Origin of the sequence: Marinobacter sediminum (genome assembly GCF_023657445.1) — a bacterium.
Lineage (GTDB): Bacteria > Pseudomonadota > Gammaproteobacteria > Pseudomonadales > Oleiphilaceae > Marinobacter > Marinobacter sediminum_A.
Window position 1 is genome coordinate 2,284,258 of sequence record NZ_JAGTWY010000001.1, and the last position, 23,968, is coordinate 2,308,225.

Genomic DNA, 23,968 nt, shown 5'->3' on the forward strand with positions numbered 1-23,968 from the left:
TTTCTCCTTTCGTGATTGATGGAACCTTTAGTGGCCAGTGATACGGTTAGGTTCATAGTAGCACTCACGCCAAACCGGGAAATAACCGTGCTCCTGCCGCCGTTGGCCCACAGGTTACAGGTAAGAAACGACAGGCAACCAAACACCCTGCACCGGTGTTTCGGCGGGGGCTTACAGAACGAGCGTCAGCCCACCCGTAATAACGGCAAACAGAATGGACAACCCGATCAGAGTCTTCCAGGGAAACGCTGGCGAAGGCGGCTCCACCGCGAGCTGTTTTTCGAGATAGTTTCTCAGCAACCGGGTATTACGGGTATTGGCCTTGTAGATGGCATCAAAGCCATCCCCCACCACTGGCAGCAGTCCACCAAGAAAATCAATGCCCATATTGCGCAGCATCCGCAGCTTCACATCCTTGCTGGCACCCGCTCGTTGCGCTTCGATAAGTACATAGCCAGACAACACCAGTCCGGCGAAATCGCCTACCACTGGCAGCAAGCCAATAATGGCCTCTACGCCAATTGTGACTCGGGTGAAAGGAATGCTGATGCTGCTGTCGGTAAACCGGCTGAACTTATCCAGCCGCTCGAGGATCGCCAGTTGCTGGGCTTCCGTAGGCTTCACCATTACATCTCCAGACAGTACAACCAATGGGCAGAATCGAAGGATGCCGCCAATATCCCACTCAACACACTCTCCATAGTGGGTGGAGTAATTCAGAATTAAAGTCCGTCCCGGTCTCTCAACAAAAAATCAGTTGTGGATGAACAGCCCTTCGATATTCGTTAGTGCATCGTGAAGAAAACCGTGATGTTCCATTAATGGCTCTGTGCTCAGCAAACCCGTCAGTACAAGAATCGGAACCGGCGATATGGCAATCGCCAGGGTTAAAACAAAGGCGCGCAAGCTGAACTGCCTGCTCACGCCGCAAAGCAACGCAACTCCGCCGCCCCCGCCAAGCGCGGCATTGCCCGGAAAATTAAGGCAAACAGCCAGTGCCAGATGGCGGTGATTGACCAAAGTGCCGGATACCATCCCATCGCGAGGCACAACAACACCAATGCGTTCCAGCAACTTCGCAACAACCTGCTCGGGAAGCGCTCGCCCCACCGCATAGGCCAGTATCAGTCCGCCAAGAGTCGCCGCGTACGCCGCCAAAGCGCCAGCAGGACCGAATACGGCCATGATGAGCAGGCCCAATTCGACGCCCGGGAGAAAAGGCATCGCGAGCACCACCCCATACACAATCACAAGCAATACTATCGAAGCGGGGCCAAGTACCTCACGCATCGAGAACAGCATGGACTGCGCATCGTGGAACCCCATATGCGACAGGGAGTGCCCGAGAACGAGGAGCGCCACCCACACAAAGATCATGCAAACGCTGCGAAACCCAGGGTTTGGCACCCACGGCAAGCTGATGGCAATGAAATACACCAAAGCGCTAATAAGCAACGTTGTCGCTGCGATCCGGAACGCCGGGAGGTTCAGGATTTCAACTATGTCCGATTGGTACGCATGTGCCAGCCGGTGAATGAAAGCAACGAGAAGGAGCCAGGCCACTACCGTTGCCGTTACCCTGAGCCAGACAAAAACGCCCGGCACTGCCCGACGCTTGTTTGTCATGTCGCCCTCCAGTTCCCCGGAGACCAGCTGACTGCGACGGGTTTCGCTCGTCGCCTGCCGGAAATCCTGGGCCTTGCATGAGGCCAGCGCATAGCGTTGCGTAAAACCGGGAGGCGCGCAGCGGTGGAGTAGGTTTCCAGTAACGATGTCTTATCAGGTCATCGACACGGAGCGGACTTGCCTTTGAAGTATAGTCTGCGGTTTACGGTTTCGATTCCCTAAAACCTGTGAGGCGCAAAGTTAACCGGAAAATCACGGGCCCTCCCTGGCCCTGGTCGAACACAAGACTTGCACCCGGGATCACATGCCGCCTTCCAGCACGCCCTCCAATACCGGCACCTGTACCGTTCCCTCAAGGTTGACGTAGGGCACCAGCGCATCCCGTGACCAGCTCGCGGGGTACTGTGGGTGGAATCCGTAAACCAGCAACGCAAGCTCATCGCCGGGGGCCAGAGCTTCTGCCACACCGACCAGCTCGACCACCGCCTTTTCCTTGAGGCCCCGTACCGGCTTCACCTGATCATCAATCAATTGCCATCGGCTTTCTCCCGAAATGCGCTTGCCGAGGCCGACGAACACAATCGGGTCACAGCCCGCCGCATAGGGATCCAGCGCCTCCTCGCAGTGTGAACGTCCTGCCAGGTCGGACACCGTGAGCCTGGCAGTGGGAATACCGCCCAAGGTGATGCCACCCGCCCCGGCCTGCCCGAGGACCAGCGCTGCCGGCGGGTTGGCTGCGGTTGCTACCGCTTCGTACCCGGAACCAACCGGCAGCTCGCTGGCCACGGCACGTTCGACCACGGCTGCGCCCTGAAGTACCCCGCCCTTCAGGTCCGGCGCTGGAAAGGTATCCATGGGCACGCTGACTGACTGACCATCCGCCAATGACAGGCAGACGTTCGTGTCGGTTCCATCAAAGTAGCCGGCAAGCGGCTTACCCTGCAGGTGATGTTCCAGCCAATTCAACGTTGCATCTGAAATCGAGAGGTTGCCACAGGCAAACTGACCAGCCGCCCCCTGAAACCCCGGTATTTCCAGCAAGCCTGCGGTCGGATCCACATATTCCGCTGGCTGCAACTCCTCTGGCGCCTCAACGGGCAGTACATGGCCGGTCTGGTGGGTCAGCAGACGTACATCACCCCCACGGGCTTTAAGGCATTCGAAGTTCCGCCAGGCTTCATTGAAGTTGAAGAGCGTGTCCTTCATGCCCTGCGTGAACAGCACATCCACCTCCGGGTAGGACGTTGGCTGAACATCGAATGCAGGCGGATTGATCTGGTAGCTCAGCAGACCGGGCGCATCAGAGACCTGAACCGGCTCGCCGGTGCAGCGATACGCCGGGCTGTGATAGTAAAAGAAGTCGAGGCCGGCTTCCGGGAAGCGGTTTATTGTTGCTCCCTGGGTGAGGATTTCGCGGATGATCGGATCCAGACCCTCATTACCCTTGCCGGTGGAGCCTGCTTCGCCTCCGGCCGCCAGCACAAGATCCCATCCCGTCTTGATGACATTACCGGGATTAAGGCTGTACCGCAGGTCATACCAGGTGATATCCGGCACCATGGCATCGAGTCTCTGGCGCGGATCCTGGCCGTGCAGAAGGAGCTGGAACCCACCGCCATAACTGCCACCAATTGCGCCCGCCACAAGATTGGGGTTCAGGGCCTCAGGCAGGGTGGGTTCATTGCGGTACTGCAGGTAATCCAGGTTCGCCTCGGCCCAATCAAGAATCTGGATCAGGTCGCGGCCCTCGAACTCGGGATCCATCACCCGGACCGAACCGGTGCTTTCACCGAACCCCCGCTGGTCGATGGAGATGACCACAAAGCCCGCTTCGCGATAGCGCTCGAACCCCTCCGTATTCCGTGATCCACCAAAACCGTGACCATGCAGGACCAGCGGGTGACCCTGCGCACAGTCGACGCCACCAATCGGCTCAAGCACCTGGAACGCAATGGTTTCACCGCTGGCCGACGTGAGCATTACCGGATAGCTGCGACCACCCCCGGTGGAGGTATCGCCAGAACAGGACACGGGCGGGGCCGTTTTGCATTGGGGAGGCGCACCCGCCCCCGGATTCTCACAAGCCTGTTCAGCGGCGCCGGCTTGAGGCGCGCTTTGTTCAGAGTTCGTTTCCACGCACCCGGCAGCCGCCAGGGCCAGAGCAAATGGAATCAAGAGGTGACGGTATAACGTAAAGCGTGTGCGGTAAGGCATCGGTTGTTCTCCTTGTTGTTTTGCAAAGAAACCAACCGGGATTCACGTGCCTTACTCAAATAATGTTCCGTTGCGCTTCGACAATGGCCCGAAAAGACAGCAGATCCGCATGATCTGCCCGTCAGCGTTGTGGCGCATGAGGCCTTTGCTCAAAGGCGGCTGCCTAGAGTCGCTCAACAGCCTTGAGCAGAGAATTGAAGACCTTGGTAAAACTGCGCTCGGCGACCTTGTCCAGCAGCCGACCAAGCAATGGGGTCTGCATGCGGCCTTCGGATATCCAGATCACCCGTGTTCGCTCACCATCAGGCTGTAAAGTGATCTCACCCCTGGTATGCAGGACAGAAAACGGGCTCGATTTTTCAATGCGATAATGCATGGTCGTCGGCCGCTCAAACTGTGTAATGCGCTCGGTCAGTTCAAGCGGTCCTGATCCGATAATCCGCAGCGCCCCGGTGCCGTTCTTCTCATCCCTGCCCTCTTCAACCAGGACGGACTTATCTACTCCCGGAAACCGGTCGTAACGACCATGGTCGGAGATAGCTTCAAAAACAGTGTCGATGTCCTTGGCGAGGGTGCGCTCAACGTGAATGTGAAACATGAGGGGTCCTTAATAAATGGCACAGAAAGCGTGCCCGTGCGATAGAAGCCTAGTCTAGCGGATTGCGGAGGCCGTGTTGGGATTACACACCTGCCATCAGAGCAAAAACTCCTATTCAATAACGCGCAGTCCCCGCACATTGATCTCCGCCCGATCCCGGCCCTGCGCTTTGGCCCGGTAAAGGGCATCGTCAGCCTCTGACACCAATTTATCAAAGCTGGCGTGGTGCCACTCAGCAACACCAATGGATACCGTCATGTCTATCTGGTCGTCACCAACCGTCACTACCACAGCCCGGATACACCTCAGGAGCTTGTCGCTGAGGCGTACCAGGTCTACGTGATCCGAGTCCGGCACGACAATTATGAACTCCTCACCGCCCCAACGACCAAAACGATCGATCGACCTCAGGGATGGTGCAATGGCCCGGACAAAGGCTTTCAGGCACTCGTCGCCCACAGCGTGTCCGTAACGGTCATTGACCTGTTTGAAATGATCGATATCCAGCAGGATAACGCTGAAAGGCCGCTCGCTGCGCTCACTGCGTTTTGCTTCCTCTTCACCCAGCGCTTTCATCCGCCTTCGATTGGGAATGCCAGTCAGCTCGTCAGTTAACGCCAGTGTTTGCAGCTGCTGGTTGGTATCAAACAACTCCTGGGTACGCTGGCGGACCCGTTCTTCCAATTCGTGATTCAAATGCCTGACCTTCACCAGAGCCTCGTGAAGCTCGCCCGATTTTCGACGGTTTTGGTGCACAAACGCGGCAACGAACAACACCGTTGCAATAAACACTACCGTGAATTCCTGCGTCAGCAGGGCGCTATGGTCTTGCTGCTCACGAACAAATGGGCCCAGCCCTGAGGCCGTGGCAAAAGCTACGAAGAGCGCAACCGCAGTCGCCAGAGACGAACCTGCCAGCGTGCCAAAACGAATGGCCACCCATATGGGCACGGCGACGACGGCCAGCGGAGACAGGGCCAGATACTTCTCAAAATGCAGGTCCAGGACGAAGATCACGTAGCAGGCTATCAGGCTGACCACCCATGCCCCGGCCAGCTCCAGGCGACATGGCCACGTGCCCCCGGCCATTCGTTGCAGCAGGCCCGGGCTGAATGCCATATGCAGCAAAGGCGTCAGGATAATCAACCCGGTTGCATCACCAATCCACCACAGCCGCCAGAACGTGAGGAAGGGTGTGTCGCTGGTTAACAGGAATGAATAGACCGACGCACCGCCAAGGGCGGCAATGGGAGAGGCGATAAAAAACACGGTGACCAGAAAAAGACTGAGGTCTTTAGGCTCGTGCCAGCCCACCTCCCGTTCCAGGAAGAAACGAATGAGGCTGGCAGCCAGCAGGCACTCCGTGATGTTAATTGCACCGAACAGCAGAGCCTGAGTAACGGTAAACACCGGAATGTCTGCAGCAACTTCCGAGGCCAGGACAACCACTAACAGAGGCCACCAGCGACGGGGAGGCTGGCTCAGAAGAGCGGCTAACAGAACGGCATTCGGTGGCCAAAGGATAACAATTCCGCTCTCCAGGGCCGCAAAATGGACCCCAACCCACGCACCCAGATAATAGAGCAGGCCAATGACGAGCGGAAAAACAACGGCGTGGCGATGGCTTTGCAAGGCAACGTTCTCTAAGACAATCCCTGTACCGTTAATGGAAAGAGCCGGACAGTTCCTGCAAGGCCCTCAATAAATCCAGCGTAGGTAGGTAAATGCTCCCCCATAATGAAACTCTATCCCAACTGAGGTGCTTCGCAAGAAAATAGTGTCCAAAACTGCGACAGATCAAAATTCAGTTGCTGACACGGTCCCATGGAGTGAGTAACCCTTATCTGAGCCAATGAGTATCTCCCTGCAAAACCTTGCAACAGCCATGGGCGCGGGCATGGCATTCAGCAATAACGGCCACCCCGGATCAAGTCGGGTCCGCCTCCTGTTCTTCCCGCAGCTTGGCCCGGACGTTCATCAGCACTTTTCCATAGCAGTTATCGCCCCGGCGATCACGGCCACAACCCCAGAAGTAATCGAAGTTGCTGTTTTCTACAATTCTCTGTTCGCCGGTGTTGAGCAGTTCTTCCGCGAGCTCGGGGTGGGTGCGACAGCGAACGTATACACCCCGCGTCATGATGGTTTCACGCACCTGCTTCCAGTCACGCCGCAGGCTCTTGTGGCGCTTGCGGCCCAGCTTTCTCGCCTGCGCGGGTGTGGCCGCCGTTCGTACCTGTTCCTGCCGGGTTTCATCGGTGAACTTCATACCCTGGAAGTAGTGTTCCACGGTGGGCCAGCCCTTGCCCTCCAGCTCAAAGCTGAAGGCTGCGTAGGTGCCAAATGGGTTCTCTGGATCGGTTCGTGAAAGGTAAAGATCATTCTCGCCGTTGTCGGCCGGAAAAAGAGACATAGTTGCGATCGCCCGGAAAGTGTGTGGACAGTTTAACCAAACCCCTCATTCAGATCACTCGGGTCCGGCCAATCTAATACCGACGTGAGTGAAACAGGTACTTGGCAAGTCACTGGTAAAGGAGATGCCCGATAGCTTTACCGGGGGCTTGCCAGCTCATGAGACCAGGAAACTGGCCTGTCTCCTATTTCCTTCCATCATTTATTTTCATGAGGCACCTGTTTCGTAAGAAGTGCTGACCTGCCTTTGAACTACAACGATTAAAGACCGGGCTATCCCGCATTTCGAGTGTTTAAGAAAAGAAGGGGCCAAGCCGATAGCTTGGCCCCTTCTTAGCATGAAACCTACCTGATTATGGCTTCAAACTCGCCAGTTTCACTGTCTTCCGTTACGTCCACATCGAACATCATGTGCGACGGTGTATCGGCCGTTGGTGAGCCAAGCGTTACGTTACGGGTGCCAAGGGCTCCATCCCGAAATGACGCAATTTGCAAAGTGGCCGTTCTGCCATCGGCACGATCATAGTTCGCAATCCCAACCTGGTAAGTCCCAGTTTGAAGCTTTTCGGCTTCACAGGAAGCAAAGTAATGCTCCGGCCCGTTAGCTACCGTATTGTCGACATCCAGATATCCAGACATGCCCGTCATCGTTCGATAGAAAACATGGGATCCAGAGGGTTCATAAACATGGAGATCCACATCGCCTTCCCCACTCCATGTCAGAGTTGCCGTAAAGAAACCTGTTTCTGCTTCGGGCTCTGTTTCAGGTGGTTCTAAGCTCGCCAATTCAGCTTCGATATCCTGAACCACGGCATCACCAAGAGTCAGGAACGGATTCAGATATATCTGGAGAAGGCCGTGGCCAAGAATATCTGTCTGGCCATTGAGGCCAGCAGGCCGATCCGCATAGCCTGGTATGACGTTAGTGATATTGGCCACGCCACCAGTGGCCCGCAAGGCATTGATAACGAGGTCTTTATCGGCCAGCCGATGGGGTCCGTTAGTCGTTGCTGACGCTGGCGCTATGTGGACCAGTTTCAGTGCCCCGGTATCGGTCTTTTCGCGCGCATAACTGTAAGCTGAGTTTGCAAACAGATTGCCCTGTGAGTGCGCCACCATCAGAATCTGTTTACCCTCTACGATCCATGTATCTAGCCGAGACTGGTGCTCAGCGTAGTTGGTGATCGTAGGAGGGCTAGCTGCCAGCGAGGTCAGTGACTGAATAATCTCTGCCCGATACCAGTCCATGAATCCGTCACGTAACGAGGGAAGCGAGGTGGCCAGCTGGGCGAGTTCTTCCCACCAAGCGCCGCCGCCATTGATTATCTCCAGGGCAAGTTCGAACCTGTCTTGGAGCACCTGTTCCTGTTCGAGAACACGCTGCTCAAAGGTCTCTACAAAATCTTCGAGACCATTGGTGTAGTTATACATCACCTCATACCGAATGTTCTCGCCGTCGGCTCGTTCGTCACCATGAATCCGGCGAAATTCATTCATCGCCCGGCTTGCCTCTCCAATGGTGGTCTGTACGCCATTGAAAAAAGCAAAGATGATTCCCGAATCCCGACAAAGGTTTCGTGGCTCGACCGACTGAGCAAAGGCTTGCAAAGGTGTTGTCAGACTAATCAGTAAAGAAACGGTAAAACTCACAAACATCCGTGTTTGTTTACTCACAACTACTTCCCTCCGGTAGTGACCAAGAAGCTCCATCCAGCGCCTTATTGAACTCCATGTATTGCTTCAGGCGCTCGGAAGTATTGAAGGTAATAGCCTCAAGGTTCCTTGAGACTGTGGCGGGCTCAGTTCCCGATGCTGTAGCTCCAAACACCTCATAAATACAAGCCGTGGCGCGGGAGATCTCTTGATTGGTTTGCCGAACCGCGGTTGTGTCCAGCAGGTCAGTACCAAGCACTGCCTGGTTTGCTCTGGCAGCCTGGCTGGCAGCACCAACCTTATGTTCACCCGAAAAATGGTCTGCAATATAGCGGTCTACATCATCCCGAATACCGTTGTTATCGGCATCGGTTCCCGTCAGACCCACACTGCGGTCAAGCTTGGGGATTTCCCCAGCGTTTTCCAGGTCCTGAACCGTGCTTGGCGTATTGTCAGTTAGAGGCGGGGTTGAGGTGTCGTTTTTGCTGCTGTCATCATCCACACAAGCAGCCAACGCGAGTACCAATGGTAGGTACGCAAGTTCCTTTTTCATTATCAGCTCCATTGAATTGTCAGGGTTCCTCTTGAACCCGGCATGATCGTACACATTTTTCGTGGCTACACTCAAGGCTAACGGGGAGGGGATCACCGGGAAGGCATCGCCGAGAACCCTGCGTCACGGCAAAGGTTCGGGAAAAAAGAGTGCTGGTCACAAGGGAGGACTGGAGGAGACTGAGGCGGTTACTGCCATCGACGCTGAGACTAGTGGATCGCCGGAACTCTACTCCCTCAGTTGTTAAAAACCGCTGGAGTTCGAACCGGGTCTGGAAACGGGTGACTGAATCAACCGCCTGTGAGGTGCATCCGGATCAGGTTGCCAGGCAAGTATCAGAGGCACGGACCATTAACTGAACCTTCCCGGCCTCCGGATGCTATGCCCGTGGCATCACTCCTCCACAACCGTCACCGGCCCAGTGGCGTGCCTGACAATCTTTTCGCTGACACTGCCAAGGGTAAGGCTGCGCACCACCGAATGACCGCGCCGACCCAGTACCAGGTGGGTGCCCGAATGGGTGTGTATGTACTCAAGGATTTCATGCGCCGGATCACCAGCCAGGAGAACCTCTTCCGCAACATTCGCTCGCCCTTGAATGGCCTCTTTCGCCTTTTCGAAAACTTCGCGACCGTACTTCTGCTTCTCCTCCTCGATTTTGCTGTGTTCGACACCGGCGACCACTAATGTCGACGACTTCGAGTAGGGATAGACGGACAACAGCTTGAGGGGCTGGCCCATGGCCTGAGCCAGCTCTGCGGCCATTTTCGCCGCGTGCAATGACTGATCAGAACCATCACAGGCGACTGCGATATTTGGAGAACCCTTATCCATGACGAGACCTCGTTTAAAGGATGTGTGTTCTCTGATTATCACCGCTTCAGCCCTGGCGGGCTTGATTCATGTCAACACTGCGGGGTATGGCTAACCTGGTTTGGCGGCAGACGGATGCAGGATGCGCGGCAAATTTCATCAAGCTCTCACCCTGCCATGTCTTTACCGCGCCCTTACCATCCGGAACAACGCCTCCGGTGACACCCGCTTGATCCAGAGCGCGGACATTTCCTTGCCCTTGCCAACTGGAATCTCCCGCTTTCTGGCCGTGAGGCCTTTGAAGACCACCTCGGCGCACTCAGTGACATCCATACCACCGGCAATATTCTTATCCAGCTTGCCAAACGTCGAACCGTCACCGGCGAGGGCATTGCGGGAGATATCGGTGCGGATAAAGCCCGGCACGATGGTGGAAACATCCAGCCCCTGCCCTTCTACCTCCGCACGCAGGGCGTCAAAAAAGCCCATCACCGCATGCTTGGCTGCACAGTAACCGGTTCGCAGGGGCGCGCCGACCTTGCCAGCGACACTGGCCGTGACCGCAAGGTGCCCGGCACCGCGCTCCAGCATATGAGGCAGTACCGCCTTGGTCAGTGCGATCTGGCCCATCACATCCACATCCATCAGTTTCTGGTAGACCGCCATATCGGTGTCTTTGCACAGTGAACGCTGTGAAACACCGGCGTTGTTAATCAGCAGGTTGATGACACCAAAATGATCCAAAACGGCCTGCACGGCCCCGGGCAATGACTCCCAGTCCGTCACATCCAGCGGCAATACCAGCACCTGCTCAGCCGGAAGCCCCGCCTCACGGCAAAGACCGGCAACGCGCTCCAACTCACTCTCACGACGGGCAGAGAGGACAAGGCGGGCACCATCCTGGGCAAAACGTACGGCAAGTGCTTCGCCGATGCCGGCTGAAGCGCCGGTAATCCAGACAGTTTTCGTGGGCATGACTGCTCCTCGTGAATTTTACGACTTTCAACCAGCCAATCTTCCAGACGCAGCGAGTCAGCCGGACAGTGGTTCTGGATGAAGGTTAGCAGAAAATAGAACCGGCCCATGGGGGGTGGGCTAGGTATTTGGCAACTCAGAACGTATAATAATGAACATATGTTCACGAATTCCCTCTCGGGGTCTCCCTGACTATGCCCGTACAGAAAAATACCGATAAACTCGTTACGACTTCCACAAATTTGTTGCCGTTTATTGAGTCCCTGCCTGATGCCGTCGTAATCGTTAATACCGACCACAAGATCGTACTGGTTAACTCCTGTGCCGAAGAAATGTTCGGTTATCCTGCAGACGCCCTGGAAGGCTCGGACCTGCAAATGATCATCCCCGAGCTCCATCGGGGTGGGCACAGGCAGAGTGTAAATAACTATTTCCAGATGCCTTACGCCCGACCCATGAGTGCGGAAAAACGATTCTCCGGAGTGCGTGCAGATGGCACGGAGGTCCCGGTCGATATAATGATCAACATAATTACGTTGGATGGGGTCAGTGCTGCCATGGCACTTGTCCGGGATGTCACCTACCAGAGGGACCTGGAAGACCGACTGACCCTGGAATCCCTGACTGACGAAATGACCGGTTTCTACAACCGGAAATACTTCAAGACGCAGCTCGAGGCGCAGTTCTCCGGCTTTATCCGCTCGGGCCTGCCCACTTCCGTAATCATGCTCGATTATGATTACTTCAAGACCATCAATGATCAATATGGCCATGCAGCCGGTGACCTTGTACTGATCGATGCCGCAAAGATGATTCAGGAGGAACTGCGTCCATTGGATGTGGGGTGCCGTGTTGGCGGAGAAGAGTTTGCCATCATCCTGCCCAATACAAAGTTGCAGGATGCCGTGAGGTTTGCCGAGCGTATTCGCCAGCGAATTGAACATCTGGAATTCAGGCTGGAAGACATTGCGTTCCATGCCACCATCACTGTCGGGGTGGCCTCCTTCTCATCAGCAGACAAGTCATACGATTCACTGATGAAAAGGGCTGACAAGGCCCTCTATGCCGGCAAGTCTACCGGACGCAATTGTGTTATTTCGCAGGATTCTTTGCCGTCACCATCCTGGACAAACTGATTCTTCTAGCCCCGGTTTTTGCTTTCATCGTGAATTAATCAGCCCAGCAGGCGTTCTTTGGCTTCATTGATGCGCGCAGCCAGATAGTTACTTCCGCCCCGGTCCGGGTGCACTTTCTGCATCATCCGGCGGTGCGCCTGGATGATCTCCTCTTCGCTGGCACCGGGTTCCAGCCCCAGGATATCGAGAGCTTCGCTTTCAGTCAGCGGACCGCCGGAATTATCACGTGCGCCGGCTTCCCCGCCCTCAGCGCTGGCCTGGTCGTCAGCGCGCCAGGAGTCGCCGAACCGGCGGTCGAGGTAAGTTTCCAGAAGGCGGGCAGAGTCCTCGTCCTGCTCCCGGCAGTATCGTAACAACTCGATAAATTCGCTTTCGCTCAGATCCGCCAGCGCCCTGCCTTCCATGGGGCCTTTCAGGATCGTGCCACTCATGGTTCCGGAGTCATGGTCCAGGCTCATCTCGAGAATGTCGCTGGAAACATGGGATTGGTTGCCGGGCCTGGCTTTTGCGCCGCCGCCTAGCCCCGCCATGCGACCCGTCAAAAGGGATGGCAGTACCCGGCGCAGCAGCGGGAAAAGAAATGCCAGCAAGGCAAACAGGAAGTGCAATCGGCCGGTAAGGGCCAGCAGAACCACCATCGCGATACCGGCAATCGACACCAGCTTGATAATGGCCGGCTTGCATTGACCGGGCGGCTGGTTGCGCAGCCAGACCCACGCGACAACCGCCATTACGATAACCAGTAGCGTTAGTGGCACTCAGATACCCCGGGCTTAAAGGCCCATCAATGGATTGTTACAAGCGTTACCTTATCTGACGGGTCAGGCGCTTGACTTCCGGGGAGCTGCGGCTGGAAAAGTCCTGCAGGGCCCTGGTTCCCCCGGAAGCATAGACCGCAACAGCGGCCATAAGATCCCTGAGCACCTGCGGGCTGTTGCGATCAAAGGGTGCATAGGCGCCTCCGGACAGTTTGCTCACCTGCTGGAACACCGCCCTGGCATGGGCATCCGCGCCCTCATGGAACATGAACACCGGAGTTCGTAGCATCCCCAGCTCGCCGGCGATATGGCAGAGCTCGTCCACCGGCTCTTCGCAACAATCCCCGATAAACACCACGGCCTTGACGGCTTCCGCGCGGGTTTCTTTCACCGCGTGAGCCAACACCCGGCTGATCTGGGTGCGGCCACCCAGGCAGGAAACGCCGTTCATCAGGTTCAGCAGCTGACCGGTCTCGGTGACAAACCCGGTGGCCTTGAACTCGCCAAAGCCACGGTAGTAGCACAGCTGAATAGCCAGGCCGCCCAAATCCCTGGTCGCCATGAACAACTCACTCTGCAAGTGACAAGCCTGATCCCAGGTCGCCTCCCGGCTCGCGGTGGCGTCCAGGGCGAAAATCAGCCGCCCCTGCCCGCCGCCCTGCTTGGGCAGCGTGCGGACCTGATGGATAAACTGATCGATAGACTGTTTATCGGATTTGGTGCGTAGCTCTTTGTCAGACATAAGCTCCTGAAAACCGCCTGGGCTGGCCGATCTATGAGTACAAGCGTAGGGCAAAGACAAGGCAATTCACAGGCTCAGCGGGTGTGAATTGGCCGAAGATCATGGATCAGCGGTGGGAGACAGGGATCTGCCCCGGTTTTGCTGGTTTGACCGAAGGCCGGGTTGTTGCAACAGCTGTATTTTGGCGCCGGATTGACTAAACTTTAACCACCCCCTGTGACCGGAGTGTGTGTCCATGGAACATTCTCCTGATTTAACACCGAGCCTTTCTGAAAAGCTTTTATCTCTATATTCGAGTCACGGGGTTTTTTGGCTGGTGACTCTGTTGTCTGTCGCTATTTCCCCTCACCCACTTGCCGATGACCAGACGCCCCCGAGCATGCCGTTGGATGGGAAATCCTTCCAGAGCAGTCTCGGCCCGATGGGTCAGCCCGCCGACGTTGATGACCTGCTGGTGTTCGAAGACGGCCAGTTCGTTTCCGCGGAATGTGAGCGGCGTTGTGGCTATGCCAAGGTCGAGTATTGGGTAAGGGCCCACGATGACGGAATTCAGATGCGAGCGGAGGTGCCGTGCGCCGATTCGGCTGCTGTCATGTACTGGCGGGGTACCGTCCGGGGTGACGAGATAGAAGGTTCCTTCACCTGGGTAAACAAGCGCTGGTACTGGACCTTTGAGAAAGAGTTCTGGTTCAAGGGTCGGTTGGTGGAGGCCGACAACCCATGATCCGGCCAGCCGTGCCAGCCAGGCGGCGGGTGGCAGGGCTGCTGAAACTTGCGATTCTGATCGCAGTCATTGTGGCGGGTAACCTGCTGACACGGGGCATCATTGATGGTCTGGACATGGGCATCCGACCGTCCAACGAACCGATTCTGCACCAGATCATCATGACCTCCATGGCCGCCTACATCGTGTTGATGGCGATTCCCTTTGTGCCGGGTGTCGAGATCGGGTTGGCACTGATGATGATCCTCGGGCCCAAGATCGCCCCCCTGGTGTATGGCTGCACGCTGATTTCCCTGTGCCTGGCCTTTCTGATCGGACGATGGCTACCGGAAAAGGCTATCACCCGGTTTTTGCGAGAGGTGCATCTCGTTCGGGCGGCGACATTCCTGGAGGGCTTCCACGGGCTGGATGCCGAGCAGCGACTGGCGCGACTGACGGAAAAATCGCCCCGGCGCTGGGTACCGTGGCTTCTAAAGCACCGCTATCTTACGCTGATGCTTGCCATCAACCTGCCGGGCAATATGCTTCTGGGCGGAGGTGGCGGGCTGGCGCTGATGGCGGGCATGAGCAGGATGTTTTCCATTCACCGATACATACTCATGGTCGCGGCTGCAATTTCACCCATCCCCATCATTCTGATGGTATTCGGCGATCGCATGGCCAGCTGGCCGATCTGAGCCGCCGAGCGCGTCGTCCGGCCTCCTCACATGAAGTAATGCCGAAGCAATTGCACAACGATAATCAACGCCATCAGCGGAATGATCCACCGCGCAATATTGCCGTAGTCCCGGCGTTCACCCTTGGGGGCATATTTCTCGACCAAAGGAATAATGATGATCAGAGACACAAAAAGGACAGCGAGAATCGTCAGCAGGGTGCCCATGGCCAGTTTCTCCAAAAAAATTGATGACTAACCTGACAAAAACCGGGACGGATCCATTTTCGCACTATCCAATGGATAATAAATCCGTCCCGGCTTGCTCAGGTCACATCTTGCCTTCGGCGACCAGTAACCGGTGTTCATGGTGAAGGCCTTTGAACAGACTGTAACTCATCACCAACAGCACCAGGGTAAATGGCAAGCCGACACTCAAGGCACCCGCCTGCAGAGCATTCAGTGCCTCTTCACCGCCAACAAACAGCAGCACACCCGCGATCGACCCCTCGGTAACAGCCCAGAAGATGCGCTGACCTTTCGGAGCATCAATCTTGCCACCGGAGGTAATACTATCGATGACAAGTGAGCCGGAATCGGAGGACGTCACGAAGAATGTCAGCACCAGCGTAATGCCGATGAGCGATGTAATAGACGAGAGTGGAATGTTCTCCAGTGCCTGAAACATGGCCAAAGACACCTCGGTCAGCCCTTCGGAGGATAACACCCCGATGTCGTTCTGGACCTGTTCAAGCGCAGCGCCACCAAAGGCGCTCATCCAGAAAACGGTGATCATCGTCGGAATGATCAGCACCGCCGTGACAAATTCACGCACGGTACGGCCCCTCGACACCCTTGCGATAAACATACCCACGAACGGTGACCAGGAAATCCACCAGGCCCAGTAGAATACCGTCCAGCCGTGGAACCAGGTGGTATCTTCTTCACGGCCAAAAGGATTACTCAGCGCGAACATATTGGATGCATAGGACGCCGTTGTTTCCCAGAGCCACTGGAATATGGCGAACGTCGGACCTGCAAATATCACGAATAGAAGCAGCAACCCTGCCATCACGATGTTGGCGTTACTCAGCAACTTCACACCACCGTGAATGCCGCGAATAACCGACAGGGTTGCGACCGCGGTTACACCCGCAATGACGCCTACCTGGACGTTGAGACCGCCCTTGATATCAAACAGATAGGAGATCCCGGATGCGGCCTGCTGGGCACCAAAGCCAAGCGAGGTGGCAAGCCCGAAGATCGTCGCCAGAACGGCAACAGTATCAATGATGTTGCCAGGCCAGCCCCACACTTTGTCACCGAGAATCGGAAAAAACGCGGAGCGAATGGTTAATGGAAGGCCCTTGTTGTAGGCAAAGAACGACAATGAGAGGCCAACAATCGCATAGATCGCCCACGGGTGCAGGCCCCAGTGATACATGGTCGCACCCATTGCCAGGCGGGCGCCTTCTGCGGTGTTTGGCTCAACACCAAGGGGTGTTCCATACCAGTCCGTGTAATAGGCAATAGGCTCGGCCACAGACCAGAACATCAGACCCGTGCCCATGCCGGCCGCAAACAGCATCGCAAACCAGGACATGATGGAAAACTCGGGCCTGGCATCGACACCGCCAATCCGAATCTTGCCCACTGGCATGAAAATCAACGCCAGACAGAAGAGCACAAACAGGTTTGCACTGAGAAGGAAGCCCCAGTCAAAGACAGCGATGGCACCATTCTTGGCGCTATCGAGCAGCTCTTTCGCTCCAGACGGAAAAATCAGCGTGCCAACAACAAAAGCAACAATCAGCAGCGCAGTTAACGGAAACACAATGTTGTGTATATCGAAACCGAACCGGGCAATATTGTCCTGCCCCGCCACGTAATTGGTTCGATATTCATCTTTAACGACGTCACCCAATGTGAAGTCTCCTATGACTGCCTACTTTGGCAGCCGGTCAAAAAGTGTACCTCCCTAAAATTAAGCTAATATTTTGAACTCTAAGAATCAAAATTTCCAACGCGACTCATGCCAGTCGATGACGGGGCACCCATAGAAAACCCGGACATCGGCTAGCCCGCCAGCGCGGCCCGCACCTTCTTGCTCAGGTGACCCATTTCTACCCGACCCAGTACCTGGGGGCGCAGGTTGTTCATGACACGGCCCATGTCCTGCATTCCCTGTGCGTCGGTTGAGCTGATTGCCATACGGATCAGGCCGTCCAGGTCATCCTCGGTAAGGGCGGCGGGCATGAACTCCTCAAGAATCACCATTTCCGACCGTTCCTTGTCGCCCAGCTCCTCACGACCGGCCTCATCGTATTGACTGGCGGCATCGCGACGTTGCTTGAGCATCTTGTCCAGCACCTTCAAAACGTCCTCGTCACTCAGGTCGCGGCGTTCATCAATCTCGATCTGTTTAACCGCGGCCTGAGCCATACGCAGGGTGACAAGCCGGGGCTTATCCTTGTTCCGCATCGCGTTCTTGACCGCGTTGTTCAGTTGTTCCTTGAGTGATGGTTCCGTCATTGCCGGCCTCCTGTTCTATGGGTTAAGGGAACTGATCTCGTATTCAGCGAAGTGGTAGATTTAACGGAAAAACGGAGCAGGTTCAATCGTGGACAATGAAGGGGCCCGCAGGTTTCCGCCTGCAAAAACCCGGACCTGAACTGTTAGCCGTGCTTTTGTTGCGAATCAGGAGCCCCTATGGCCCACTAACATTCAGCGGACAATAAAGGACAGCGCTCTGTGACAGCCAAACGCCGAACGCTTACCATGCGCCCTCATAAGCTACCTTTCCGGCGTCGCCTTACCCGAGCCTCCGTGGCTTTAATCTATCGACACTCTGAAGACGGTGGCGTGGAGTTGCTGTTTATCCGGCGGGCCCGTCGGGAAGGAGATCCCTGGTCCGGGGACATGGCCTTTCCCGGAGGCCGTATGCAACCGGAAGATGCCACACCCCGGGCGGCCGCCGAACGGGAAACCTTCGAAGAAACCGGTGTCGACCTGATACGCCATGGCCGCTTTCAGGCCCGGCTGTCTGACCTGATTACCCGCCATCACAGCCGCTGGCGACCGATGGTCGTCACACCCTATGTTTACGAATGGCAGGGAACGCAGGCCATCTCGCCGAACTATGAAGTCGAACAGGCGGTGTGGATTTCCCTCGACTACCTCGCGGCCAAAGAGAACCAGAGCAGGCTTCCCTGGCGCACGCCTATGGGCACCGTAAACATGCCCTGCTGCCGATATCAGGACTACTGCATATGGGGGCTGAGCTACAGCATGGTACAGGAGCTGTTGGCGCTGGACGTGATTCGTAACTAGGCACTAACAATGGCTGGCCGATTGCCAGGGGCGGCAGAAGAAGCCGAAACCAGATCTGTCCAGGGGCTCTTTTGGATTAAATTCTGAAAAGTTATTAATTCAGGGAATTAGTTCAGTCTCTGAATGTTAGCAAATGCAATTTTGGCTAAATTTGCATCATTTCTGCTAAAAGTTCCTTTTAAAGCTAAAAATAAAGTCCAGATTGCCTTTTCAGTTATGCTTTTTAGTGATTTTCACTAAAAAATCTAAGCTACACTTTTTTGCGTATCGTTTAAGGTACATGTAAGTTTTGTAACTTATGATCCAAAAGAAGAACCAGAGAGATAATCTATGATTAAAAAACTAGCAGCAGTCGCACTTGCCTGCGTTACGTTCAGTTCCGTGAATGCTTCCGCCGATCAGCTTGATACCGTGATTCAGCGAGGCACCTTGAACTGCGGTGTGGTTCTTGACTTCCCGCCCATGGGCTATTTTGACGAAAACAATGAACCGGCAGGTTTTGACGTCGATTATTGTAACGATCTGGCCGAAGTTCTCGGCGTCGACGTAAACGTCCTCAATCTTACCTGGGGTGACCGGATCCCATCCCTGATTGCCGGGAAGACCGATGTTGTAATCGGCTCTACTTCAGACACCCTCGAACGCGCCAAATCCGTTGGCTTTACCTACCCGTACTTCGTGTTCAAGTTCCAGGTTATTGCGGGCAAAGACAAAAACATCCAATCGTTTGATGACCTCGAGAACCTGAAAGTGGGCGCTGCTCTGGGTACTACCTACGAAACCGAATACCTCGCCTACGCCGAGAAGAAAGGCTGGGGCAAAGACAACTACACGTCGTTCAAATCTGAAAACGACGCCTACCTGGGTCTTTACCAGGGCAAGGTGGACGCTATCATCTCCACCAACACCAACATCGCGACCAAACTGCGTAGCAAAGAGTTCGCAGATTTTGCCGCGGGCCCCTTTGTACCCAAGTATGACGACGTCGTAGGCCTGATCGCTAAAAGAAGCGAAACCGCATGGATCAACTACCTGAACCTGTTCCTGGTGCGCCAGATTCGCGATGGCAATCTGGATGCGGCTTACAACAAGCACTTCGGTTCAGACGCTCCTGCTGATCTGATCCAGTCCTTGAGAGATAACAAGTAATAGCCATATCGGTAGCCGCAAATACCTTTGCGTAACGGCTTCGAACTCTGACCAGTGCCTTGATAAGGCGCTGGTCAGACCTCCCTCCAAACACAGAAAGTGGCCAAGGTATGGAATATGAATTTCACTGGAACATCGTGTTCCAGAAAATGCCTGAGTTACTGAACGGGGCCTTTGTAACCCTGCACGTATCAGTGCTCGCCATGCTCCTGGGTATTGTGATCGCGATACTGCTGGCGATTGCCAAGATGAACAACAGCAAGCCCTTTTGTTATGTCGCTACGGTATGGGTCGAGATAGCCCGAAACACTCCGGCACTTTTTCAAATCTACATGGCATATTTCGGGCTGGGGGCTTTTGGCATTCATCTAAGCCCTTATGTTGCGGTGTTAAGCGCCCTGGTCTTTATCAACGCGGGTTACCTGACTGAGACCTTCCGGGGTGGATTTCAGTCCATTCCCAGCACCCAGTACAGTGCTTCCAAATCTCTGGGCATGACCAGCTTCCAGGTGTACCGATACATCATCCTGCCGCAGATGCTCAGACGTATCTATCATCCGATGACCAACCAGTTTGTCTGGTCCATCCTGATGAGTTCGCTGGGCATTCTGGTTGGTATGAGTGAGCTGTCCGGAACAACCCAGCGGCTTCAGTCATTGTCATTCCGGACACTTGAATTTTTCATTGTGGCAGCGGTTATGTACTTCATCATCACCAAGCTGGTGCTGATCAGTTCATCACTTCTTTCCCGCAGACTATTCAAGGGGGAAATCTGATGAACTCCTTATTTACGCCTCTGTCCTGGGACGATACCGGTTTCATTCTTACCGGTGTCTGGAATACGGTCACCATCTCGGTTGTCGCAATACTGGTGGGAACCTTGTTGGGTCTGGCCGTCGGTTTTATGCGCTCTGAAAGCAACAAGTTCGTTAACATCGTGTTCGGCGGTGTGCTTGATATCCTCAGAAGCGTACCTCTGATCATCCAGCTTATTCTGTTTTCGACCTTTGTTGGCGCGATCGGCTATCCCCTTGATCCCTTTTTAGCGGGCTCCATCGTTCTTTCGCTCTATACCATGGCCTTTATGAGTGAAGTGTTTCGTAGTGGCTTCGAGAGCGTGAATCAATCCATGCAGACAGCCGCCCGCTCACTGGGCATGACCTACTGGCAAACCGTTTACTACATCCGTTTGCCTATCGGTTTACGCGCAGTGTTCCCGTCCTGGCTTGGCGTTTCGCTCAGTGTCATCAAAGACTCCGCTCTGGTGTCGGTGATCGGCTATATGGAACTGCTGCGTACGTCCGATCAGCTTATCTCCCGTACCCAGCAACCACTGATGATTCTGATCGGTGTGGGTATCTTCTACTTCATTATTTCATACCCCCTATCGTCTTACGGTCGGTATGTTGAGAGGAAAATGGCAATATGATTAGTGTCCAGAATGTCCATAAATCCTTTGGTGATCTTGAAGTTCTGAAAGGCGTCAGTCTGGATGTCGCCAATGGCGAAGTCGTCAGCGTGATCGGCGGCTCCGGCAGCGGCAAGTCGACCCTGCTGTACTGCATCAATGCCATCGAGCCTATCAACTCCGGCAAAATCATCGTTGATGATGTTGATGTTCACGACAAAAAGACGAACAAGGACAAGCTCCGTCAGAAGCTGGGCATGGTGTTCCAGCAATGGAACTCCTTCCCTCACATGACCGTGCTGGAAAACGCGGCTCTGGCCCCCAGGATCGTCAAGAAGATGAGCAAGGAAGAGGCGATGGAAATCGCCAAGAAGGAACTGGAGCATGTTGGCCTGGGTGACAAGTTCGACGTCTACCCGACCAAAATGTCCGGGGGCCAGCAGCAGCGCCTGGCGATTGCCCGCGCCCTGGCCATGAAGCCCGACTACATGCTTTTAGACGAGGTGACCTCCGCCCTTGATCCCGAATTGGTGGGCGAGGTTCTGGATACCCTGCGTCTGTTGGCGGAAGAAGGTATGACCATGATCTGCGTAACCCATGAAATGGGCTTTGCGCGTGACGTGTCCGATCGCGTGGCTTACTTTCATGAAGGCGTGATTGCCGAGATTGGTGAGGCCAGACAGGTTATTACCGACCCGCAAAACCCGTTAACCCAGAAATTCCTTTCAAAGGTGCGTTGATACGCTGTTGCTGATATGGATGTGTCCGGGGCGACTCAGGCCGGCACGGCCTGAGATCGCGGTGGTACGATCAACATTGACGGATCGCCCCGTGGAATGCCTGAATATAAGGTATGTCACTGTGCGGAGGAAACGGACATGAAGTGGATCATACTGTTCATTATTGGCGCTGTTGTGGCCTTCTGGCTTTACCGGGGCAGTCGCAAGAACGGCATTGAAGATCCTGAGATGAAGACATTCGATGAAAAGGATTACTACCTCACATCGGATGACAACGCATCCGATGACGAGTCAACCTCTGGTGACAGCAACCCGCGTCACTGAGTTGTTCCTTGAGGAGAGTAACGGGTGAATCAGATGGCATTCACCCAGATAAAAAACGGTACTGTCGAGGAGTACTGGCTTCTGGAGCGGCTCGAAGGGCGGTCAGGTTGACATATCCTGAGGTTAACTAGAGGATGAGACGGTATGTCCAGAGCTACGTACGACCTCGAAACCCCGAATAACCGCGCGTCAGAGGAGCTCGTGAAGCCACTTGACGCGGCCATCAGCCACCTTGCTGAACTCAATGCCATTGAAGGCGTCTCGCCGGTCTTCGAAGTGATCGAGGCGGCACAGGCCCTGATGTTCAGTCCCGAAGGCCTCGAGGCGCTCTACGAGCGCGTGCCGGCCATTGAGGCTGCCGGATTCTTTGGAGGGAGCGACTGGGACTATCCCCAGACGCTGGTGCCTTCCCTGGCCGTGCGCACAGTGCGCCATGGCGAGCCGGCCGCAACGCTGGTCGAAAGCCTGAGCCAGATTCGCCTTCTGGCGGTGGCAAAAGGCGACTACACCCACCCTTCTATCTCAGCAGAACACGCCCATCACTTTCTCGCCCAGGTACTGGCGATGAATCTCGATCTGGTGGTCAGTGATCTCCAGGAAAGCGACCGGCTGCGGCCCGATGGGCTCGGTTACGCCGTACAGAATCTGTATCACTACCTGCTCCAGCATCTGGGCTACGAAAACCTGCTGGAACATCTGGTGGCCGAAGTCTGGCGAATTCTGGCGCAACGCCCGGTCCAGGTGGATGGTGTCAAACAGATGGTGACCCAGATTGCGGTCTGCCTGCAAAAACCGGACGCGCTGGGTGGAGAAGTTAGCGAAGACGCGCTGCAACTGATCAACGCCGTGTTCAGTCCCACCGAGGGTTGCCGTGAAGATCCCGGCTTCGATGTCTACGCTGAACGACTGGCAGAAATGGACGATGCCACCCTGCTGCAGGAGGCCATTGCCTTTGCACAGGCCATGCACAGTACCGGCCTGGTGTCGGCCTACATGCCGGTGTTCATACGCTATCTGCGTGGCCGCTGGAACGCCCTGATTCCCACAGCTTTGGGCCTTAGCAATACGGGTGCCGACGCGTTTCACTGCTACCCCTCGTTGATTCACACCCTTATTGACGAAGCCCTGTTTCCCGAGACCAGCCAGTGTGCCTATGGCCTGGCCATGATGCTCGAGCGGGGCATCCTCTACGCGCCTCCGGTGGCGCCTTCCCTGTGGCGCCAGATAAGACTGTCGCTCTGCGATGCGGCGGCCCAGAAGATTGTGGCGGTTTTCGGGAGCAGCCGTTCGCCAGAATGCTTTTTGCTCGCCGACGTACTCAATGTGCTCGGGCGCCCGCTGGGAGTAGGACAGGGAAACTATCCAACCTGTCAGTCGACGCGCGCCCTGTCCATGTGGGCATACAACATGCCGGCGGAACTGCTTCGGATTCTTGCCTGGGCGGCGCGCGATGACGAAATCGTGATGCGCTTTGAGGGCAATAGTATTTCTTCGCGGGATCTGGGCGCCGGGCTGGCCAGCGAGCCTCCGGTGGATGTAGATGCCGTCTCACTGCTGACGGTACCGCACCTGGATCGCATCTATTTTGAAATGGGCCGGCGCAGTGTCGGGCGCGGAGAAGATCCGCACAAATGGGTCAACGCCGCATTCCACGGCGATCATGTCGGCCACGGGTTTGCCATCGCCGTAGACGTTTTCACCGGTGGCCTGAAAGACTTCGAAGGGTTTATTCGCGACTTCTATGCTGCCTACCATCCTTTCTACAACGGCAACATCCCGGTCATCAATCCACAGCCGGCCGGTATTGCAGTGACCGACAGCGCCACCCGCTTTCTCGGCTGGCACGCCATCACCATCCAGCGGCTTGCGCTGGACTCAGATGAAGTTATGCGCGTCTATTTCTTCAATCCCAACAACGACAGCGGGCAAAACTGGGGCCAGGGCATTGTCACCTCAACCCAGGGCCACGGCGAGCTTTTCGGTGAGGCCTCATTGCCGGTGGCGGAGTTCGTCTCCCGGCTGTATGTCTTTCACTATGACCCGATCGAAAAGGGTGAGCCGGGCGATATCCCAACCGATGAAGTCAATCGGGCCATGCAACTGGCCCAGGACAGCTGGGCCTCGGCGCGTTAGCAAGTCACCGCCCCCTTTTCCGGAACAT

Annotated in this window: 25 protein-coding genes; 10 read left to right on the forward strand and 15 right to left on the reverse strand. The window is 55.5% G+C overall.

Translation table 11 applies throughout. The features are described 5' to 3' along the window. Positions 1-171: 171 nt before the first annotated feature. From KFJ24_RS10885 to KFJ24_RS10930, 10 genes are all read right to left on the reverse strand, one after another. Positions 172-627: a DUF4112 domain-containing protein gene (locus tag KFJ24_RS10885; RefSeq protein WP_250831111.1), complete on the reverse strand. Its 456-nt coding sequence runs from the start codon at positions 625-627 to the stop codon at positions 172-174. A 126-nt stretch (positions 628-753) separates the two neighbouring features. Beyond that, complete coding sequence (locus KFJ24_RS10890) at positions 754-1,626, reverse strand: hypothetical protein (RefSeq protein WP_250831112.1); 873 nt, start codon at positions 1,624-1,626, stop codon at positions 754-756. 300 nt (positions 1,627-1,926) lie between these two features. Beyond that, positions 1,927-3,840, reverse strand: coding sequence for a CocE/NonD family hydrolase (locus tag KFJ24_RS10895; protein ID WP_250831113.1), 1,914 nt, complete (start codon positions 3,838-3,840; stop codon positions 1,927-1,929). Between the two features lie 163 nt (positions 3,841-4,003). Further along, positions 4,004-4,438, reverse strand: coding sequence for an SRPBCC family protein (locus KFJ24_RS10900; protein ID WP_250831114.1), 435 nt, complete (start codon positions 4,436-4,438; stop codon positions 4,004-4,006). Between the two features lie 111 nt (positions 4,439-4,549). Next, positions 4,550-6,070, reverse strand: a complete 1,521-nt coding sequence (locus KFJ24_RS10905; protein WP_250831115.1) for a sensor domain-containing diguanylate cyclase — start codon at positions 6,068-6,070, stop codon at positions 4,550-4,552. A 295-nt stretch (positions 6,071-6,365) separates the two neighbouring features. Continuing rightward, positions 6,366-6,848, reverse strand: a complete 483-nt coding sequence (locus tag KFJ24_RS10910; RefSeq protein ID WP_250831116.1) for an NADAR family protein — start codon at positions 6,846-6,848, stop codon at positions 6,366-6,368. 344 nt (positions 6,849-7,192) lie between these two features. After that, on the reverse strand, positions 7,193-8,497 hold the full coding sequence (locus KFJ24_RS10915; protein ID WP_250831117.1) for a hypothetical protein: 1,305 nt from the start codon (positions 8,495-8,497) through the stop codon (positions 7,193-7,195). 16 nt (positions 8,498-8,513) lie between these two features. Continuing rightward, entirely contained in the window at positions 8,514-9,053 is a 540-nt protein-coding gene (locus KFJ24_RS10920) for a hypothetical protein (protein WP_250831118.1), read from the reverse strand. A 393-nt stretch (positions 9,054-9,446) separates the two neighbouring features. Continuing rightward, the gene (locus tag KFJ24_RS10925) at positions 9,447-9,887 is read right to left on the reverse strand and encodes a universal stress protein (protein WP_250831119.1); all 441 of its coding nucleotides are present in this window, start codon (positions 9,885-9,887) and stop codon (positions 9,447-9,449) included. 162 nt (positions 9,888-10,049) lie between these two features. Continuing rightward, on the reverse strand, positions 10,050-10,841 hold the full coding sequence (locus KFJ24_RS10930) for an SDR family oxidoreductase (RefSeq protein ID WP_250831120.1): 792 nt from the start codon (positions 10,839-10,841) through the stop codon (positions 10,050-10,052). A 194-nt stretch (positions 10,842-11,035) separates the two neighbouring features. Between KFJ24_RS10930 and KFJ24_RS10935 the strand changes: the two genes are divergently transcribed. Beyond that, positions 11,036-11,977, forward strand: a complete 942-nt coding sequence (locus KFJ24_RS10935; RefSeq protein WP_250831121.1) for a sensor domain-containing diguanylate cyclase — start codon at positions 11,036-11,038, stop codon at positions 11,975-11,977. Between the two features lie 38 nt (positions 11,978-12,015). Here the strand turns inward: KFJ24_RS10935 and KFJ24_RS10940 are convergent, their stop codons facing one another. Both KFJ24_RS10940 and KFJ24_RS10945 read right to left on the reverse strand, forming a co-directional pair. Beyond that, positions 12,016-12,735, reverse strand: a complete 720-nt coding sequence (locus KFJ24_RS10940; protein ID WP_250831122.1) for a DnaJ domain-containing protein — start codon at positions 12,733-12,735, stop codon at positions 12,016-12,018. Between the two features lie 46 nt (positions 12,736-12,781). After that, positions 12,782-13,477: a VWA domain-containing protein gene (locus tag KFJ24_RS10945; protein ID WP_250831123.1), complete on the reverse strand. Its 696-nt coding sequence runs from the start codon at positions 13,475-13,477 to the stop codon at positions 12,782-12,784. Between the two features lie 316 nt (positions 13,478-13,793). Here KFJ24_RS10945 and KFJ24_RS10950 point away from each other — a divergent pair, with 316 nt between their 5' ends. Both KFJ24_RS10950 and KFJ24_RS10955 read left to right on the forward strand, forming a co-directional pair. Beyond that, positions 13,794-14,201 carry a hypothetical protein gene (locus KFJ24_RS10950; protein WP_250831124.1) on the forward strand — a complete coding sequence of 136 codons (408 nt, stop codon included), beginning with the start codon at positions 13,794-13,796 and terminating at the stop codon, positions 14,199-14,201. Then, on the forward strand, positions 14,198-14,878 hold the full coding sequence (locus KFJ24_RS10955; RefSeq protein ID WP_250831125.1) for a hypothetical protein: 681 nt from the start codon (positions 14,198-14,200) through the stop codon (positions 14,876-14,878). The genes KFJ24_RS10950 and KFJ24_RS10955 overlap by 4 nt, the downstream gene beginning before the upstream one ends. A gap of 26 nt (positions 14,879-14,904) precedes the next feature. On the opposite strand, the gene KFJ24_RS10960 is transcribed toward KFJ24_RS10955, so the two are convergent. The 3 genes from KFJ24_RS10960 to KFJ24_RS10970 form a co-directional block, all read right to left on the reverse strand. Beyond that, complete coding sequence (locus tag KFJ24_RS10960; protein WP_250831126.1) at positions 14,905-15,084, reverse strand: hypothetical protein; 180 nt, start codon at positions 15,082-15,084, stop codon at positions 14,905-14,907. Between the two features lie 103 nt (positions 15,085-15,187). Continuing rightward, the gene (locus KFJ24_RS10965; RefSeq protein ID WP_250831127.1) at positions 15,188-16,780 is read right to left on the reverse strand and encodes a BCCT family transporter; all 1,593 of its coding nucleotides are present in this window, start codon (positions 16,778-16,780) and stop codon (positions 15,188-15,190) included. A gap of 152 nt (positions 16,781-16,932) precedes the next feature. Continuing rightward, positions 16,933-17,388, reverse strand: a complete 456-nt coding sequence (locus tag KFJ24_RS10970; RefSeq protein WP_250831128.1) for a GatB/YqeY domain-containing protein — start codon at positions 17,386-17,388, stop codon at positions 16,933-16,935. Positions 17,389-17,607: 219 nt separating this feature from the next. Here KFJ24_RS10970 and KFJ24_RS10975 point away from each other — a divergent pair, with 219 nt between their 5' ends. From KFJ24_RS10975 to KFJ24_RS11005, 7 genes are all read left to right on the forward strand, one after another. Continuing rightward, on the forward strand, positions 17,608-18,186 hold the full coding sequence (locus tag KFJ24_RS10975) for an NUDIX hydrolase (RefSeq protein WP_250831129.1): 579 nt from the start codon (positions 17,608-17,610) through the stop codon (positions 18,184-18,186). Positions 18,187-18,516: 330 nt separating this feature from the next. Next, entirely contained in the window at positions 18,517-19,335 is an 819-nt protein-coding gene (locus KFJ24_RS10980; protein WP_250831130.1) for a transporter substrate-binding domain-containing protein, read from the forward strand. A 110-nt stretch (positions 19,336-19,445) separates the two neighbouring features. After that, positions 19,446-20,111 carry an amino acid ABC transporter permease gene (locus KFJ24_RS10985; protein WP_250831131.1) on the forward strand — a complete coding sequence of 222 codons (666 nt, stop codon included), beginning with the start codon at positions 19,446-19,448 and terminating at the stop codon, positions 20,109-20,111. Further along, the gene (locus KFJ24_RS10990; RefSeq protein ID WP_250831132.1) at positions 20,111-20,764 is read left to right on the forward strand and encodes an amino acid ABC transporter permease; all 654 of its coding nucleotides are present in this window, start codon (positions 20,111-20,113) and stop codon (positions 20,762-20,764) included. Before KFJ24_RS10985 ends, KFJ24_RS10990 begins: the two co-directional genes overlap by 1 nt. Next, on the forward strand, positions 20,761-21,483 hold the full coding sequence (locus tag KFJ24_RS10995; RefSeq protein WP_250831133.1) for an amino acid ABC transporter ATP-binding protein: 723 nt from the start codon (positions 20,761-20,763) through the stop codon (positions 21,481-21,483). Before KFJ24_RS10990 ends, KFJ24_RS10995 begins: the two co-directional genes overlap by 4 nt. Before the next feature lie 138 nt (positions 21,484-21,621). Beyond that, positions 21,622-21,807: a hypothetical protein gene (locus KFJ24_RS11000; RefSeq protein WP_250831134.1), complete on the forward strand. Its 186-nt coding sequence runs from the start codon at positions 21,622-21,624 to the stop codon at positions 21,805-21,807. Between the two features lie 144 nt (positions 21,808-21,951). Next, positions 21,952-23,940 (forward strand): hypothetical protein, encoded by a 1,989-nt coding sequence (locus tag KFJ24_RS11005; RefSeq protein ID WP_250831135.1) that lies wholly within the window; start codon positions 21,952-21,954, stop codon positions 23,938-23,940. The last annotated feature ends 28 nt before the right edge of the window (positions 23,941-23,968 follow it).